Annotated in this window: 16 protein-coding genes; 5 read left to right on the top strand and 11 right to left on the bottom strand. The window is 39.3% G+C overall.

The genetic code is table 11. The features are described 5' to 3' along the window. Positions 1-101: 101 nt before the first annotated feature. The 4 genes from GQR55_RS01520 to prmB form a co-directional block, all read right to left on the bottom strand. Positions 102-563, bottom strand: coding sequence for a zinc-ribbon domain containing protein (locus GQR55_RS01520; RefSeq protein WP_166419180.1), 462 nt, complete (start codon positions 561-563; stop codon positions 102-104). Between the two features lie 174 nt (positions 564-737). Further along, positions 738-1,130, bottom strand: coding sequence for a DUF4112 domain-containing protein (locus GQR55_RS01525; RefSeq protein WP_166419181.1), 393 nt, complete (start codon positions 1,128-1,130; stop codon positions 738-740). A gap of 119 nt (positions 1,131-1,249) precedes the next feature. Further along, positions 1,250-2,347 (bottom strand): chorismate synthase, encoded by a 1,098-nt coding sequence (gene aroC / locus GQR55_RS01530; RefSeq protein WP_008138551.1) that lies wholly within the window; start codon positions 2,345-2,347, stop codon positions 1,250-1,252. A 227-nt stretch (positions 2,348-2,574) separates the two neighbouring features. Further along, complete coding sequence (prmB, locus tag GQR55_RS01535) at positions 2,575-3,510, bottom strand: 50S ribosomal protein L3 N(5)-glutamine methyltransferase (RefSeq protein WP_166419182.1); 936 nt, start codon at positions 3,508-3,510, stop codon at positions 2,575-2,577. Positions 3,511-3,662: 152 nt separating this feature from the next. Between prmB and smrB the strand changes: the two genes are divergently transcribed. Beyond that, a complete protein-coding gene (gene smrB / locus GQR55_RS01540; protein ID WP_166419183.1) occupies positions 3,663-4,220 on the top strand; it encodes an endonuclease SmrB in 558 nt (185 codons plus the stop codon). Positions 4,221-4,247: 27 nt separating this feature from the next. Beyond that, a complete protein-coding gene (locus GQR55_RS01545; protein ID WP_166419184.1) occupies positions 4,248-5,189 on the top strand; it encodes an AEC family transporter in 942 nt (313 codons plus the stop codon). 52 nt (positions 5,190-5,241) lie between these two features. On the opposite strand, the gene GQR55_RS01550 is transcribed toward GQR55_RS01545, so the two are convergent. Continuing rightward, positions 5,242-5,592 (bottom strand): RidA family protein, encoded by a 351-nt coding sequence (locus GQR55_RS01550; protein WP_166419185.1) that lies wholly within the window; start codon positions 5,590-5,592, stop codon positions 5,242-5,244. Between the two features lie 24 nt (positions 5,593-5,616). After that, positions 5,617-6,087, bottom strand: a complete 471-nt coding sequence (gene sixA, locus GQR55_RS01555; RefSeq protein ID WP_166419186.1) for a phosphohistidine phosphatase SixA — start codon at positions 6,085-6,087, stop codon at positions 5,617-5,619. Between the two features lie 192 nt (positions 6,088-6,279). Here sixA and GQR55_RS01560 point away from each other — a divergent pair, with 192 nt between their 5' ends. After that, positions 6,280-9,003 (top strand): insulinase family protein, encoded by a 2,724-nt coding sequence (locus tag GQR55_RS01560; protein ID WP_166419187.1) that lies wholly within the window; start codon positions 6,280-6,282, stop codon positions 9,001-9,003. Positions 9,004-9,057: 54 nt separating this feature from the next. Further along, positions 9,058-11,310, top strand: a complete 2,253-nt coding sequence (locus GQR55_RS01565) for an EAL domain-containing protein (protein ID WP_166419188.1) — start codon at positions 9,058-9,060, stop codon at positions 11,308-11,310. Here the strand turns inward: GQR55_RS01565 and GQR55_RS20140 are convergent. Beyond that, on the bottom strand, positions 11,307-11,501 hold the full coding sequence (locus GQR55_RS20140; RefSeq protein WP_007580601.1) for a hypothetical protein: 195 nt from the start codon (positions 11,499-11,501) through the stop codon (positions 11,307-11,309). The genes GQR55_RS01565 and GQR55_RS20140 overlap by 4 nt on opposite strands. Before the next feature lie 140 nt (positions 11,502-11,641). Then, positions 11,642-12,214, bottom strand: a complete 573-nt coding sequence (gene yeiP / locus GQR55_RS01570) for an elongation factor P-like protein YeiP (protein WP_166419189.1) — start codon at positions 12,212-12,214, stop codon at positions 11,642-11,644. A gap of 194 nt (positions 12,215-12,408) precedes the next feature. On the opposite strand from yeiP, the gene GQR55_RS01575 reads away from it, so the two are divergent. Further along, on the top strand, positions 12,409-12,795 hold the full coding sequence (locus GQR55_RS01575) for an MmcQ/YjbR family DNA-binding protein (RefSeq protein WP_166419190.1): 387 nt from the start codon (positions 12,409-12,411) through the stop codon (positions 12,793-12,795). Positions 12,796-12,831: 36 nt separating this feature from the next. On the opposite strand, the gene GQR55_RS01580 is transcribed toward GQR55_RS01575, so the two are convergent. The 3 genes from GQR55_RS01580 to fadI form a co-directional block, all read right to left on the bottom strand. Further along, positions 12,832-13,341 (bottom strand): GNAT family N-acetyltransferase, encoded by a 510-nt coding sequence (locus GQR55_RS01580; protein WP_166419191.1) that lies wholly within the window; start codon positions 13,339-13,341, stop codon positions 12,832-12,834. 75 nt (positions 13,342-13,416) lie between these two features. After that, the gene (gene fadJ, locus GQR55_RS01585) at positions 13,417-15,624 is read right to left on the bottom strand and encodes a fatty acid oxidation complex subunit alpha FadJ (protein ID WP_166419192.1); all 2,208 of its coding nucleotides are present in this window, start codon (positions 15,622-15,624) and stop codon (positions 13,417-13,419) included. After that, on the bottom strand, positions 15,624-16,934 hold the full coding sequence (fadI, locus tag GQR55_RS01590; RefSeq protein WP_004335629.1) for an acetyl-CoA C-acyltransferase FadI: 1,311 nt from the start codon (positions 16,932-16,934) through the stop codon (positions 15,624-15,626). The genes fadJ and fadI overlap by 1 nt, the downstream gene beginning before the upstream one ends. Between the last annotated feature and the right edge of the window lie 16 nt (positions 16,935-16,950).

Raw genomic sequence — 16,950 nt, forward strand, 5'->3', positions numbered from 1 at the left:
GTCTCGGTTGCAGCGCTATTGTGCGCAGTAAAAACGAGACGAATTGTACGGGCTTTTACAGCTAAAGTAAAAATAAGGCGTGATAGTAAAATATAAGCGGACTAATCTTTCACTTTATTGATATTTTTAATAATACCTAAACAGTAAAGAGTATTGGCAAGTTCTTTACGCTGCGTTTTTTCACTTGAGGTTTTATTGGCTAAGCTAGTTAACATATCGTACCGTTTACGTAGAGTTAGTATATATCTGGCATGCCTGCGGCATTCAAAGCAATGAGTACAGTGCGAATCGACCCAAAATCTTAATGTTTCAAACCAATATTGCTGCTCTTGAGCAAAAAAAATAAATGCCTTAGAGCAAGTCTCGCACTGCTCCTCAATATCTACATAGAGTGTTCGAGGAAAAATGGCATAATTTTGCTTTTTTATATCAGCCAATATTGCCGTATTAGGAAAGTATTTAAGACTCGAGTAACGCCAATGCCCTTTCTCTATCTCCTCTATTGTCACTGAGGTATTTGTAGTTATTGGTCTATTGCCATACCTTGGGTGGTTAAGGTACATATATCTGCCTATTTTAAATTCACAGCTTACATCTTAAAAGTAAGCTAAATAAAAGCAAGTTAAAGCAAGTTAAAGCAAAATCAATAATACGTAGTTATTATCCGAATTTAGGTATAAGTAATTTCTACACTTTAAATAATTTAACCCATTAAATACTTTCGGCATTAGTATTACTTAGTGTTCAATGCCCTCTGTTTTTACCTGCTTAGCTATATAATTTTTTAACAAACGGGTATTACGCGTGTTAGCTTTAAAAAATGCATCAAATATATCGCCAAAAAATGGCACTAAACCGCCCACAAAGTCTATGAGCATATTGATAATCATCTTAGTCTTTATACGTTTACTCACACCTAAACGCTGCGCTTCTATCAGCACATAACTTGATAAAATTAGCCCTGCGGCATCACCTATAACGGGTATTAAACCAATCACAGCCTCCAAACCTATATTAAATTTAGTAAAAGGAATACCAATGCTGCTATCAGTTAACTTACTGAATCGCTCTAAGCGGGCTATTGCAGCTTGGGCTTTTATTTGTGAGTGTTCATTAATATTATCGTTCATGATTACTACCCTCCTTTTTACAGTATATAGGGCCTACTTGAACAACTCCTGAAAGGCTTTAAACTAAATTACAGACATAAAAAAACGCGGTAATCCGCGTTTTTTATAATTATAAATACTTACACTGAGCCGTTAATTGGTCCGTGTTCGTGATTTACATGTGGATTTTGTCCGCGTTGACGCAGTAAATGGTCCATTAATGTAATAGCCATCATTGCCTCAGCAATCGGGATTGCGCGAATACCCACACACGGATCGTGACGACCTTTGGTAATCATCTCTACCGCTTCGTTGCTTGTATTAATACTGTTACCTGGGATGGTAATGCTCGACGTTGGTTTTAGCGCAATAGAAGCAATAATATCTTGCCCTGTCGAAATACCCGCAAGTACGCCACCCGCATGGTTTGATGTAAAACCTTCAGGGGTTAGTTCATCACGATGCTCAGAGCCTTTTTGCTCAACCACATCAAAGCCATCACCAATTTCCACGCCTTTAACTGCGTTAATACTCATTAATGAGTGTGCAAGTTCGGCGTCAAGACGGTCAAATACTGGCTCACCAAGGCCTACCGGTACATTGCTTGCCACTACTTTTACTTTAGCGCCGACTGAGTCGCCTTGCTTTTTAAGGTCACGCATATATTCGTCAAGCGCTTCAAGCTTACTTGCATCAGGGAAAAAGAATAAATTATTTTCAACTTCGTCCCAATCAAATGTTTCTGCCTTAATAGGACCTAGCTGACTTAAGCATGCTTTAACTTCAATACCATGGAATTGCTTTAAGTATTTTTTAGCAATAGCACCTGCCGCTACGCGTATCGCGGTTTCGCGTGCAGACGAACGACCACCACCGCGATAGTCGCGCAAGCCGTACTTATGCCAATACGTGTAATCGCCATGACCTGGGCGAAATACATCTTTAATTTTGCCGTAATCTTGCGAGCGTTGATCGGTATTTTCAATTAATAAACCAATGCTAGTACCTGTGGTTTTACCTTCAAAAACGCCTGCTAATATTTTTATTTGATCGCTTTCACGGCGCTGCGTTGTATAACGGCTTTGGCCTGGTTTTCGGCGATCTAAATCAATTTGTAAGTCGGCCTCTGTGATCTCAAGACCTGCGGGAGTACCATCAACAACGCCGCCTAATGCAACGCCGTGGCTCTCACCAAAGGTGGACACTTTAAATAACTGTCCAATGCTATTACCTGCCATTAACTTTCCTCATTCCTAATGACTACCAATAGCCAAGCACAGGGCTTGGCTATTCATTTTTTACTTATACCAATTCAAATAAATAGCTGATCTATTTTACTTGCTAAAACAACCCATTTCTTTGTTGTAAATTTCGCAAAGGGAACAACCATTTACATCAATTTACGCCTAGAACTGAATTATTTTTTCGGCGTAAAATTTAGATCACATACTTAATGGAATTGGTATTATTTTGCAAAATACTCATCTAGCTGCTTTTTGCTAATTACAAATACACCTAAACCGCCTTGTTCAAATTCAACCCATTCAAACGGCGCGCCCGGATACAGTGCATCCATATGTACCATAGAGTTGCCAACTTCTACAAATAACAAACCGTTATCAGTTAGATGTTCACTCGCTTCACTCAATATAGTACGGGTTACATCTAAACCATCGTGGCCTGATGCAAGCCCAAGCTCTGGCTCATGATGAAACTCACGTGGCAGGTCAGCCATATCTTCTGCATCAACATACGGTGGGTTTGCTACTATTAGGTCGTATTTTTGACCTGGTACACCGCTAAATACATCAGACTGAATTGGCAGCACACGGTCACTTAACATGTAATCGTTAATATTAATGTCTGTCACTTCAAGCGCTTCATACGATATATCTACTGCATCAACTTGTGCTTGCTCAAAAGCTTGTGCAAGTGCAATTGCGATACAGCCCGACCCCGTACATAAATCTAATATGCGGTTAACCGATTGTGGCTCTTCAAGCCAGGGCGTAAAGCGATTACTGATAAGCTCAGCAAACGGTGAGCGAGGTATAAGTACACGCTCATCCACATAAAATGGCATACCCGCAAACCATGCAATGTTAGTTAAGTAAGGTACTGGTGTGCAGTCGTTAATACGTTCTGCAATAAGACCCGCAAGTCGGTTTTTTTCTGTGCTTGTTAAACGCGCGTGCATTAATTCTTTTGGCGCATCAACAGGCAAGCTAAGCGCAGGCAATAATAAGCTTACAGCTTCATCCCATGCGTTATCTGTACCGTGTCCAAAAAATATACTACTACTTGCAAATTGGCTTGTAGTCCAACGTAACCAGTCATGTAAAGTTGACAGTTCTGCAACGGCTTCTTCGAGTGTTGCTTCTTCTATTTGTAAATCGCTCATATATTTTTACCTGTATTAGCTTACTGACTGTTTTGAGTCTTTAAGACGATTGCATTGCCTATCTGCGCTGGGCAAATTACAATTGCCCCTCATTTAAGTATTGTACCGCCTTTTGCGCTGCGTTTTTACGTTTTTTTGTTTAGGTAATAGTTATGAAAAAAGACACTCCATCACAATCGTCCCTAAGCAATGACGACATAAGCTTATTTCGTCAAACGATCACAGGCGCTAAAGTATTTAAACAAGATACTCATCGTTTTGATACAAAACCTAAGGTGTCACAAGCTAAGCAATTTGCCCAGCAAAAAAAGCAGGCTCAGTCTGAATTTTTTTTCTCAGACGTTTATATTCCCGATATAGACACCCACGGCACGGTTAAATATGTAAAACCAGGGCAAGACAGCTTTTTAGCTAAACAGCTTCGCCGTGGTGACTTTGCACCCGACTTGACGCTAGATTTACATGGCTTAAATAAAGAGCTTGCTAAAGATGAACTCGCTGGGCTGATTCACGAATGTAAAAAGCAGCATTACTATTGTGCATGTGTAGTGCATGGTATTGGTGGCGGCGTATTAAAGCACAAAGTGCCTCAGTACTTAGTACAGCACCCAGACGTAATAGCAATGCACCAAGCCCCCCTCGAATATGGTGGCAGAGGCGCTGTACTCATACTAATTAATTTACCGCAAAGTGATGAATTTAGACGCTAACTTTAGCTATTACTAGGATGTAACTTCGTGTATATTTTTTCGATTATTTTTCCACTCATTTTTATTGTGGCACTGGGTTATAGCTGTTGTAAGTTAAAATTTTTTAACAAACAACACATTGCGGGTCTAAGTAAATTTACTTTTTATGTGAGTTTACCGGCCTTTTTAGTGTTAAATATGTCGCAAATAAACCTGCAGCAAAGCATCAGCCTTTTTGCATTTATGAGTTTTTACATACCGGTTTTGTGTGTGTTTGGATTAGGCATTTTAATTGACCGCTTTTACTTAAATAAGCCATGTTCTAATAATAAAGCCATAAATTATCAACAACACAGCGTATTTGGTTTGGCTGGAAGTTATTCAAATATGGTGTTGGTAGGTATCCCAATTGTTATAGCGTCACTGGGTAAAGAGATGATTGCTATTGCATTTATGATCATCACCTTTCATAGCACATTGCTATTTGCCCTCACCTTTTTAATTGGGGCAAAAGGAAATGCTGAAAACTTCTCATGGTACAACTTTGGCAAGAGCATGGTGCTAAACCCTATCGTACTGAGTATTGGTTGCGGGTTGATCATTAATGTATCTGGGCTTAGCTTATATGACAATTTAGTAAGCAGTATAGATTTACTCGCCAAACCCGCTATTGCGTGTGCTTTATTCGTACTTGGCGCAAACTTAGTATTTTATAAAATAGCGGCAAACTGGCAGCCCGCGCTTATATCTTCATTATTAAAAATTATTATATTACCGGCTGGGGTATTTGTTGCAGCAACTTATGTGTTTGAGCTAGATGAGCAAATAAGAAATGTGCTAGTTCTATTGAGTGCATCGCCTGTAGGGGTAAATGCTTACTTAATTGCCAGTGAGTTAAAGCAGCATCAAGCAACGCTTGCAGGAACGGTGGTACTTTCTACTATATTGTGCATGTTGAGTTTTAGTTTTTGGTTGGCTATTTTGCTTTAAACAGCTATATAACTAACAAAACTGCCATGAGTTATATAGTTGTTTAATCAAATTACTTTAAAGCCGCTACAACAGATATTTCGACGAGTAATGCATCACGTGCCATTTTAGCTTCTACACAAGCGCGTGCTGGTGCACAACCCTCGGTTACCCACGCATCCCATACTGCGTTCATATCAGCAAAATATTCCATGCTTTTTACGTAAATAGTCGCACTAAGCATATGTTCTTTTGAGCTGCCTGCTTCATCAAGTAACGCCTCTACTTTATCGAGCATAGTTTGAGTTTGTTCTTTGATATCTTTTTGTGCGTCGGCGCATACTTGCCCACATAAATACACTGTACCGTTGTGTTTTACTATGCGGCTCATGCGCGCACCTGTTTGTAAGCGTTCTATCGTCATTTTAATTTACTCAATTATTTATATTTAAACGTTTTCTGGGGCATTTATACTTAAATAACTACTACGCTGAGTTTGCTCATCGTAATTAATAACAGCAACGGCACCCGTATTAAAAATTGGCATATTGCCAGGGCTTAATTGATCCACTAAATAACTGACAATAGGCATATGGGCTACAATGAGCCACGTATTACATTGGGGGTGAGTAGCTATAAGTGTTTCGATGTAATCAGCGGCAATTTGAGGTTTGCCCTCAGGGATTATATCGGATGTGGTTTCGCTAAATTTAAATTCGTTATTTTTAGCAACACCTGCAGCCGTTTGCTGCGCTCGAATGTAAGGACTAACTAACAGTGCATCAGGGTGATGTGTTTTATTGAGCCAAAGGCCCATTTTTTCAGCTTCATCATGCCCTGCTTGGGTTAAATTTCTACCTGCATCATCAGCCTGCATTGGTGTTGCTTCGCCGTGGCGCATTATTAGGATTGTTTTCATAAAAAATCAACCAATTAAAGAATATAAAACAGTAGCCAGTTTGCCCGTTTGTCAGCTATATTGACAACATAAACCTATTTATTTCTAAAATAGTTCTTTCATGAGACTCAGGTAAATTTTCAAGCTATATTTCGCTTTCCTGAAGCCATCATCTGTTGTTAACAAGTAAACGTTTAGTTTCAGGAGCATCATTTGAATATCAGCCGCAATGATAACAGAGCATACCGTGCCTTTACACTGGACAATGGTCTAAAAGTACTATTAGTGCAAGATAAAGATTCTACAAAAGCGGCGGCATCAATGGCAGTTAACGCCGGACATTTTGACGACCCTCTTGACAGGCAAGGCCTCGCACACTTTTTAGAGCACATGCTTTTTTTAGGCACAGACCAATATCCAGATTCAGGCAGTTTTAATAATTTTGTTTCCCAAGCTGGTGGTAACACCAATGCATGGACTGGCACTGAGCATACCTGTTACTTTTTTGATATTAACAATCAAGAATTTGAACAAGCGCTAACGCAATTTAGTCGTTTTTTTATTGCGCCTCTTTTAAATTCAGCTGAAACAGAAAAAGAACGAAATGCAATTGAAGCCGAGTTTAAACTAAAAATAAAAGATGATGGTCGCCGTATTTATCAGGCCCATAAAGAAACAGTAAACCCTGCTCATCCATTTGCTAAATTTTCTGTGGGTAACCTACAAACTCTAGCTGACAGAGAGCGCTGTATTAGCGACGAGTTACGTGATTTTTTTAATAACTACTATCAAGCTCAGTGGATGACGTTGGTTATATGCGCTAATGAAGAGCTAGATACTCTGCAAAGTTGGACGCACACTTACTTTAGCGAAATTAACGGCAACAAAAACCTTAAAAAGCCAGAGATCAGTGAGCCACTTTATCGCAAGCAAGACATAGGGAAAATACTCCATATTGAGCCGCATAAGCATATGCAAAAGCTTATTATTAGCTTTGCTATGCCTAATATTGATGACTTCTATCGTCACAAAACCGTGAGTTTTATAGCTCATTTACTTGGCTATGAAGGCGCCGGCTCTCTTTATTCTATTTTAAAAGAACAAGGCTGGATAAACGCGCTTTCTGCTGGTGGTGGTATTAATGGCAGCAACTTTAAAGATTTTAATATTAGCTTAGCGCTTACCGATGAAGGCATTGAATACTTCGAAGATATTATTGAAATGGTGTTTGAATACATTTGCTTAATTAATGCCAACACAGAGCAATTACCGCGCCTATATCAAGATAAAAAAAATCTACTACAAATAGCATTTGATAACCAAGAAAAGTCACGCTTAATTGATTGGGTTAGTAACTTAAGCATTAATATGCAGCATTATGACGAAGTAAACTACCTGCAAGGCGACTATTTAATGGAGGGCTTTAAAAAAGCGACTCATGAAATGGCCATGCAATGGTTAACACCCCATAATATGCGTATCGTACTTATACACCCTGATGTAGAGCCTGAACATAAAACGGCTTGGTACAACACGCCATATAAAGTAGAGCATGTTTCACCTAGCTGGCTTGATGCTCTTAGCGAGATAAATAAGCCACTAAGCGAAATGCTGCTGCCTACCGCTAATCCTTATTTAACAAAAGAAGTGGTGCTATTTGATGTCATAAAACCACAAACAAAACCCGAGTTATTAGTAAAAGAGCCCGGTTTTGACTTTTGGTTTAAACAAGACAACACTTTTCGCGTAGCTAAAGGTCATTTTTATTTAGCCATGGATTCTGATTTTGCCGTAAAAGACGTAAAACATATGGCACTCACCCGCTTATTTACTGATTTATTTATGGATAGCGTGGGCGAACAATTTTATCCAGCGGAGCTTGCAGGGCTCAGCTACCACTTAACCTCACATCAAGGTGGGTTAACACTGCATACCGCGGGGCTTTCGTCTAGCCAGCTAGAACTTGTTGATCAATTAATTGATGCACTCTTTAATGTAGAAATTTGTGCAAAGCGCTTTGCCGAGTATAAAAAGCAACTTGTAAGGCATTGGCGCAATAGCAACCAAAACAAACCAGTCAGTGAGTTATTTAGCATTTTAGGCGCAAAAATAATGCCTTGGAACCCACAACCTGGGGAACTTGCAACAGCGTTAAAAAACACTTGTTTTCAACAATTTAATGAATTCAGACAAGACTTTTTTAAAGCCCTTCACGTTGAGTCGTTTTTGCATGGTAATTGGCAGCAAAGTGATGCAATAGCCTTTCAAAAAAAGGTCGCAAATCACTTAAAAAGCGCAGCTATAATTGAAGACTTAAGACGCCCTCTTTTTGAAATTAAAAAAGTAACTCGCTATGAGTTAGAACTTCCTTGTAGCGACCATGCAATGGTTATTTACTATCAAGCACAAACGGATTGCGTGGCCGAAAAAGTAAAAATGATGGCGCTTAATCATTTAATTAATCAAGATTATTTTAATGAATTACGCACTACACAACAGCTAGGTTATTTAGTTGGCGCAGGTTATGCGCCTTTTAATACACGTGCTGGCATCGCCTTTTACGTGCAGTCACCTAAGTTTGATGCAAAAACACTATTGCACCGCCACAACCACTTTATTAAAAATTATCTTGATAACATTGATGCGCTTGATGAAAACGATTGGCAACAGCAAAAGCATGGCCTAAGTACTCATATTGCAGAAAAAGATAAAAATCTGCGCCTGCGCTCACAACGGTTATGGCTTGCTATTGGTAACAGAGATCATGAATTTCATATGCAACAACGACTTTTAGATGCCCTAAACGCACTAACACTAAAAGAAATTAAAATTTATGCACTAAGCCTATTTGATGATAATAGACCAAGATATGAGCTTTTAAGCTCGGCAAAAGTCACTAAATCTCAAAATATGCCCGTTTACTCTCAATCTCTTTGACACTAGGTTTAGCTTGTTTTAAATTATCATTTGTAAATTAGAAGTAATCAAAAAATGATAAAAATAATAATAAAGCTAAACATGCTTGTAGTACTTGCTTACTCATTTGAGCTATTTGCCTTTGAGTCTTCATTTAATTACAACTCCGACAATATACTCATACTAGCAAGCGCCATTATAGCGCTTGCTTTGCCCTACCTGTTATTTGTAATCCACAAACTTAGGCGTTCGCGCCGCCAGCTCCGTCTTTCTGAAAAACGCTTAAAAAGCACCGTTGAAGGTAGCGGCGATACTCTATGGGATTGGAACATAAAAACAGGCGAAGTTATTCGTATTAACGATAAGTACTTAATGGATTCGACTACCTTAATGGGGTTCCCACCAAACAAAGGCCTGATTCACCCTCACGATATTAATAACGTTGAACACTTATTAAAAGTGCATTTTGCAGAGCAGTCTGCTTTTTTTGAAGCCACCTACCGAATCAAAGATACATTTGGGCGTTGGCACTGGGTGCTCGATCGCGGAAAAATAATTGAAAAAGACGCTAACTTATCACCTCTTAGAATGACAGGTACTGTTCGCGATATATCACAGTTAAAATCGACTGAGGAGCGCTTAAACCTTTTTGCTAAGTGTGTTGAGTCGCTCACCGACGCCTTAGCAATTTACGATAAAAACTTTAAACTGGTTGATATAAATCCCAGCTTTTTAACCTTATTTGGTGGCGTACGCGAACAATACTTAGGGAAAGATTTCAACCTATCAGGGTATGAGCCAAGCTATACAAACAAAATTATTGAAATAGTAAAAGAGCGCGAACATATTCAACAAGAAGTGAAGCTTCGTAATAGTGAACGCGTTTTATTACCTATAGAAATTTCGATAGATGAAATTAAAAACGATCAAAATCAAATAACCAACTATGTCGTGGTTTATTCCGATTTAACAGAGCGTAAAAAAGCCGAATCGCAAATGCATAATCTATCAAACCGAGATCGTACAACGAGTCTTCCTAACCGAAATTTATTTTTTACCGATTTACATAAACTAGTAAAACTCAACTCGCACCACGCCTTACTTGTGTTCGACTTAGATAACTTTAAAAAAATAAATGACTCGTTAGGGCATCAACTAGGTGACAGCTTATTAGCTAAATTAGCGATGCGCTTAAATAAACTAACCCGCGAAAATGATGTATTTTATCGCTTAGGGGGCGATGAGTTTGCCCTTGTAATGTCTGACACTAACGACATACATGTAATTACACGCATGGCAAAACAGTTTTTAGCAGCTATTGCTACACCATTTAAAATGGCTGGCCACGAACTGGCAATTACCTCAAGTGTAGGCATTGTATTGTTCCCAGAAGACGGTAATACGCCTGAACTACTCTTAAAAAATGCAGATACCGCGATGTATCATGCTAAAAAGAAAGGTAACAGCTACTTATTTTTTAACGACACAATGAACCGCCAAGCAGTAAAACGACTACAAATAGAAAACCTTATGCGCTTTGGCTTAAAAGAAGATCATTTTGAAGTGTACTACCAACCAAAAATGAATATTCGCACAGGCAAGCTAACCGGCATGGAAGCATTAGTTCGCTTTATTACACCTAAAAAAGGTATTATTAGCCCTGGTGTATTTATACCCATTGCCGAGGAAACAGGCCAAATAATTGAAATTGGTGAAGTGGTATTAAACAAAGCCTGCCGAGACGTAAAAGAATGGCTAGATAGCGGTTTATTTAGCGGCCGAGTAGCTGTCAACTTATCAGCAAAGCAATTTAGCCTCCCCGATTTAACCTCACGTATTGACGTTATTTTGCAAAAAAACGAATTACCTTCGTACTTTTTAGAACTTGAAATAACAGAAGGTACCGTAATGGACGACCCTAAAGAAGCCATTGCCATTATGCGCTCGTTAAGTGCTCGAGGTATTCATTTGGCAATGGATGATTTTGGTACGGGTTATTCTTCCTTAGCGTATTTAAAGCAATTTCCGCTTAATACACTAAAAGTAGATAAAGCATTTATAGATGATATGACCAACGAACGTGGGCGTAACATGGTCGACTCAATAGTTACTATTGCACATAACCTTAATTTGCATGTAGTTGCAGAAGGCGTTGAGCAGGCTCATCAAATTGATATACTTAAAAAGCTAAACTGCGAAACAGTACAAGGTTATTATTATTCTAAACCACTTTCAAAAAGTGAGTTTACTGAATTTTTAAAACGCCAACAGACTAAAGCAGCTCCAAGCTTAATTAGAGCAAATAAAAAAGTGGCGTCAATAAATTAGGGGCGCCATATACATGCGTTTATACCTACATTTCTAACCAAGGCACGACGATAATGTAGATTAAACAAGCACCAAGCCACAGGCCCAAGTAAACCGCCTAAAATAAGCCATCGCTTAATTGGCATGCCTTTTTTAATAGCTTCTAAATACATTAAAGCTATAAAAGCACTGCTTAGTAAAACTATAAACAAAGTCACCTCTTAAAGTTGCTCAAAAATACGGCGCTCATTTTAACGCTAACGTGATTGAATTTAAAGCAACAAATCCTCCGCGCACAAAAAAGCCGAACCTGTTAAACACAGATTCGGCTTTTAAAATTATAATTTACGCGTTACTTTTCAGCACGGCCCATAAATTTGTGTTCAACAGTATTAATACGGATACGGTCACCTGTTGAAATATGCTCTGGCACAGAAATATTTAAACCAGTAGACATACGTGCAGGTTTTGAACGCGCACTTGCAGAAGCACCTTTAATAGATGGGTCTGTTTCTTCCACAACAAGTTCAACACTTGACGGTAAATCAAGTCCTACTGGCGCGCCATCAATAACAATTACGTGTACACCTTGCGTTTCTTCATTAACAAACTGAATTTCTTCGCTAATCGCGTCTTTATTCAAGTTGTAAGGCGTGTAATCTTCATTATCCATAAACACATACTCATCGCCATCAATGTACGAGAGCATTACTTCACGGCGCGTTAAATCGGCAAGCGTTAGCATGTCGCTGTCTTTAAATGTTTCGTCTACTTTACTACCTGTTACTACATCGTATAAACGCATACGGTATAAACTACCACCAGCACGACCTTGTGGCACAGAGCGCACAATATCTTTTACAACTAAAACGCGGCCATTAAAGTCAATAGCAGTACCTTTTTTAACATCACTCGCCTTTGGCATGTGTGAATTCCTATTATTTTTTTGATTGCCAGAAACATACCACGAACTGGATTTTGTTCAACTAAAATTACGTTGGTTTTACGCTACATGTTGTATTAGCTTGTAAAATTTTAATTTATACTAAAATACATATAATCAAATGTGAAAAAAACTGCTATGGTAGCTTTACCGAGTATGACTTCAAGGAATGGATCATGGACCAAAAAAAAGTACATGAGTATTTAGTTAAAAAACCACTTGTTCAGGTTACAAAACCATTTGCGCAAGAGGTTGATGTATATAAAGTGAATCATAAAATGTTTGCGACTCTTGCTATTGGCAATGATGGCGAAACAAACGATGATGGAGAAGTTATTTGGTGGCTTAACTTAAAGTGCGATCCTGATGAAGCAATATCATTGCGTGATATTTTCCCGGCAGTGATCCCTGGTTACCATATGAATAAACGCTTATGGAACACAGTAATTTTAGACGGCACAATTCCACAAGGTGAAATTGAGAGAATGATTGATAACTCATTTAATTTAGTCGTAGAAAACATGCCAGAAAAAGACCGCAAAGCAATTGCGCTTCATCTATAAGCATTTATTGGGCTAGGCTACTAGCCCATTAAAACCTTACACCTTAAGCGTATAAATTAAATCGTCATATAACTTTTCGCCTATTGTATGCACTTTAAAAAGTGTATCAGTATGGGTTAAACCGCACTTACTAAGTACCTTTTCAGAACCAATATTACCGCGAGTTACAACTGCTTTAAATTGCCTTATTCCACATTTTTTCCATGCCCAGTCAATTACAGCTCTTAGCGACTCTGTCGCGTAGCCTTGATTAAAATACTCTGGCAATAATAAATAACCAAGCTCTGCGGTTTCTCCGTCATAGGCAAAGCCTGTAACACCCACAGGTTGTTTGGTTTGATTATTAATAATGAGTAAACACAGTGGATGACGTGATTTAGCATTCCACTTAGGCAAGCGTATCTCAAAGCGATTTCTTACAAGTGACTCCATTGGCATATCAAAACAATACTTAAGGACTTGAGGATCGCGATGAAGCGCTAGAAAAAGAGGCCAATCAGCTTCTTCTATTTGGTACATGCTCAATCTTTGTGTAAATAAGATCATTAAGCTCCTCGTTTAAATAATAAAAAATCATAAAAAAACCGCATTTAAATGCGGTTTTTTTAGATAGCAGAAACTTTATTCTTTCGTTTCAATCTCTTTAGTAACTTCAGGCTCAGTTACACTTTGCTCTTGTGGTTCAGTACTTTGTACTTCAGGAGCTACAATCTCAACATGTGTTGCGTTATAAAAAGTAGCACCAGAGCTTGCCATCGTTACCAGTGATTCACATGGCTCAAAGTTAGCGTTGTTGTTAGCTAATGTAGACATATCAGAGCTTACTTTACTTGCGCCTAATTTATCCATGTAGCTGAACGGGCCACCTAAAAATGGTGGAAAACCAATACCAAATATTGCACCAATGTCGCCATCACGTGGGCTGGCAATAATGCCATCATCTAAACAACGTACTGCTTCGTTAAGCATTTGCGATACACAACGCTTAGCAATTTCGCTTTTGTTTAAACGTGGAGCCGGGGTAACACCCAAGAGTTCGTAAACTGACTCATCAACCTTTTTGCCTTTTTTATCGTATTCATAAAAACCACGACCCGATTTACGGCCAAGGCGTTTTGAATCAATCATACGGCTAAATGCATCAGGGCCTTTAAAACGATCACCTAATTCTTTTTCAAGAATTGGAGCAATTTTAGAGCCAATATCAATACCTACTTCATCAAGTAGAGCAAGCGGCCCTACCGGAAAACCAAACTCAACAAGCGCTGCATCAATCTTTTCGATTGGCTCACCCGCTAACATTAAATTAGCAGCCTCGTTTAAATAAGGCGCTAAAATACGGTTTACGTAAAAACCGGCCATGTCTTTTACAACAATTGGCGTTTTGCCTTGCTTACGTGCAAAGTTAACAACGCGGGCAATTGTTTCTTGAGATGTACCTTCGTGTGGAATAATTTCCACTAATGGCATTTTTTCCACTGGTGAAAAGTAATGCAAGCCAATTACATTTTCAGGACGTGCTGCCTGCGCTGCAATTTGCGATATTGGTAATGACGACGTGTTACTTGCAAAAATTGTATTTGCTTGGCATTGCTGCTCTACGTCTGCAACCATACCTTGCTTAAGTGCAAGATCTTCAAACACCGCTTCTATTACTAAATCAATGTGTTTAAAGCCACTGTAGTCAGTTGTACCTGTAATACGGTTCATTGTTAACTGCACATCAGCTTTAGACATAATACGACGCTTAAGGCGCTTGTCTAAAATTTTATAGGTGTAGCTCATTGCATTGCTAATGCCCTGCTCTGCTACATCTTTAATACGTACCGGTACTTTAGCTTTAACAGCACTTACGTGCGCAATACCAGCGCCCATTAGCCCACCACCTAAAACAGCGGTTTTGCTAATTGCTGGCGCGTCATCATTGCGCCACTCTTTTTTCATTTCAGTGGTTGCAAAGAAAATACCGCGAAGCGCTTTAGATTCATCACTCATTACAAGTGTTGCAAAGCTTTCAGCTTCTGTTTTATACGCTTTTAGCTCATCAAGCTCTACACTAGCTCGCACTGCTTTAATAATAGCTAGTGGTGCTGGGTAGTGCCCGCCCGTTTTTTTCAGTACGTTTTCTTTTGCTTTTTTAAAGATAAAGTTACGACCAAAAGGGTTTGATTCTAATAATTTACTAATACTGTCGAGCTTTGGCTCTTTTGCTTGTGGCTTTTTCTTAGTCGCAAATTCTTTTGCAACTTTTAGCAGCACACTGTGCGGTACGCAATCATCAAGCACGCCTGCTTTTTTAGCTTGATTAGGGCGAATTTGTTTACCTGTTAGCATCCACTCTAGTGCTTTTTGAATACCAACAATTTTAGTTAAACGTTGCGTGCCGCCGCCACCAGGAAGTAAACCAAGTTGTACTTCTGGTAAGCCAATTTTTGTTAAATCGCTGTCGGTACCAACACGGTAATCACACGCTAACGCAAACTCTAAACCACCACCTAATGCAGCGCCATGAATAGCGCTTACTGTTGTGTATGGCAGTTTTGTCATATCAAAAAACGCTTGATGACACAGTTCACTAATCGCTAAAGCATCTTCACGTTTTTGCACGCTATCAAGCATTTTAACGTCGGCGCCAGCAATAAAGTTATCGCTTTTACCACTTATAAATACCATGCCTTTTACGTTTTGCGATTTAGCATCTTCTAGTAACGCTTTTAAATCATCGGCAAAACTGCTGCGCAGGGTATTCATTTTCTCACCCGGCACATCAATCGTTACTACGGCAATTTTATTTTCGTCTACCGCTAAATTAAATACTGAATCTGACATTACGCGCTCTCCAATACAAAGGCTGCACCTAAACCACCAGCAGCACACGCTGTTGTTAATGCTAAACCGCCACCACGACGTTTAAGCTCGTGTAAGCTTTGCGTAATTAAGCGAGCACCTGTTGCAGCAAATGGATGACCATATGCTAAAGAGCCGCCGTTAACGTTAAACTTATCCATGTTAATTTCGCCAATTGCTTTGCTGCGACCTAAATGCTCTTGTGCAAATTTGTCTGAGGCAAACATTTTCATATTGGCGAGTGTTTGCGATGCAAACGCTTCGTGCATTTCAATTAAGTCTAAATCAGCAAGGGTAATACCCGCTCTATCTAGTGCAATAGGCGTTGAATGAGCTGGGCCCATTAGCATGTCTTTTTCTACACCAATTGCCGAAAATGCAAAGCTACGTACGTAACCTAATATTTCGTAGCCAAGTGCTTTTGCTTTGCTTTCGCTCATCATAAGTACGGCCGCTGCACCATCTGTTAACGGTGTTGCATTTGCTGCGGTAACAGTACCGTGCTGGCGGTCAAACACCGGTTTAAGCTTGGCGTAGCCTTCAACCGTTGAGTTTTTACGAATGTTGTTATCTTCTGAAATAAAACTTTTATATGGCGGTAAATGCGCCGTCATTACTTCATCTTTTAACTTTCCATCAGCCCATGCTTGCGTTGCAAGTGAGTGAGAACGATGTGCTAATGCATCTTGATCTTCACGGCTAATATTATGTGTTTTAGCCATTTGCTCAGCAGTTTGCCCCATTGAAAGGCCTGTTGAGTACTCTGCAACTGCAGGAGGCACTGGTAATAAATCTTTTAAACGCAGTTTTGAAAATATTTTTAAGCGTTGACCAAGCGTACGCGCTTTATTTAAATCAACTAAGCTGCCTGCTAGCTTTTTACTAACACCAATTGGCAGTACTGATGACGAATCTGCGCCGCCTGCAATACCTACACTTACAGAGCCTGCCATAATAGACTCAGCTACATTGGCAATTGCCTGAAAGCTGGTAGCACATGCGCGCGATACAGAATATGCATCAACCGATACTGGCATACCTGTGCCCAATACAATTTCACGTGCAATATTTGGCGCTTCTGGCATTTGTACTACTTGACCAAATACAAGTTGATCAATTTCTGACTTATTGAAATTTAATCGTTCAAGCATTTCGTTAACCACCAACTTACCCATATCAAGTGCAGGTACATGGTGAAACGCTGTTGCTTGCTTTGCAAAAGGTGTACGTAAGCCGCTAACTATGGCAATACGGTCGCCCTTTGGTGTTTTTAGTATGTTTTGCTCAGACATTTATGCTCTCCCGCTG

The organism is Pseudoalteromonas sp. Z1A8, from assembly GCF_011378855.1.
Classification (GTDB): Bacteria; Pseudomonadota; Gammaproteobacteria; order Enterobacterales; family Alteromonadaceae; genus Pseudoalteromonas.

Bases quoted from the DNA above. Each gene is read 5' to 3' on its own strand.
- GQR55_RS01520 (WP_166419180.1), bottom strand. From the start codon at position 563: ATGTACCTTAACCACCCAAGGTATGGCAATAGACCAATAACTACAAAT.
- GQR55_RS01525 (WP_166419181.1), bottom strand. From the start codon at position 1,130: ATGAACGATAATATTAATGAACACTCACAAATAAAAGCCCAAGCTGCA.
- GQR55_RS01550 (WP_166419185.1), bottom strand. From the start codon at position 5,592: ATGACGATAGAACGCTTACAAACAGGTGCGCGCATGAGCCGCATAGTA.
- fadJ (WP_166419192.1), bottom strand. From the start codon at position 15,624: ATGTCAGATTCAGTATTTAATTTAGCGGTAGACGAAAATAAAATTGCC.
- smrB (WP_166419183.1), top strand. From the start codon at position 3,663: ATGAAAAAAGACACTCCATCACAATCGTCCCTAAGCAATGACGACATA.
- GQR55_RS01580 (WP_166419191.1), bottom strand. From the start codon at position 13,341: ATGATCTTATTTACACAAAGATTGAGCATGTACCAAATAGAAGAAGCT.
- fadI (WP_004335629.1), bottom strand. From the start codon at position 16,934: ATGTCTGAGCAAAACATACTAAAAACACCAAAGGGCGACCGTATTGCC.
- prmB (WP_166419182.1), bottom strand. From the start codon at position 3,510: ATGAGCGATTTACAAATAGAAGAAGCAACACTCGAAGAAGCCGTTGCA.
- aroC (WP_008138551.1), bottom strand. From the start codon at position 2,347: ATGGCAGGTAATAGCATTGGACAGTTATTTAAAGTGTCCACCTTTGGT.
- GQR55_RS01575 (WP_166419190.1), top strand. From the start codon at position 12,409: ATGGACCAAAAAAAAGTACATGAGTATTTAGTTAAAAAACCACTTGTT.
- yeiP (WP_166419189.1), bottom strand. From the start codon at position 12,214: ATGCCAAAGGCGAGTGATGTTAAAAAAGGTACTGCTATTGACTTTAAT.
- GQR55_RS01565 (WP_166419188.1), top strand. From the start codon at position 9,058: ATGATAAAAATAATAATAAAGCTAAACATGCTTGTAGTACTTGCTTAC.
- sixA (WP_166419186.1), bottom strand. From the start codon at position 6,087: ATGAAAACAATCCTAATAATGCGCCACGGCGAAGCAACACCAATGCAG.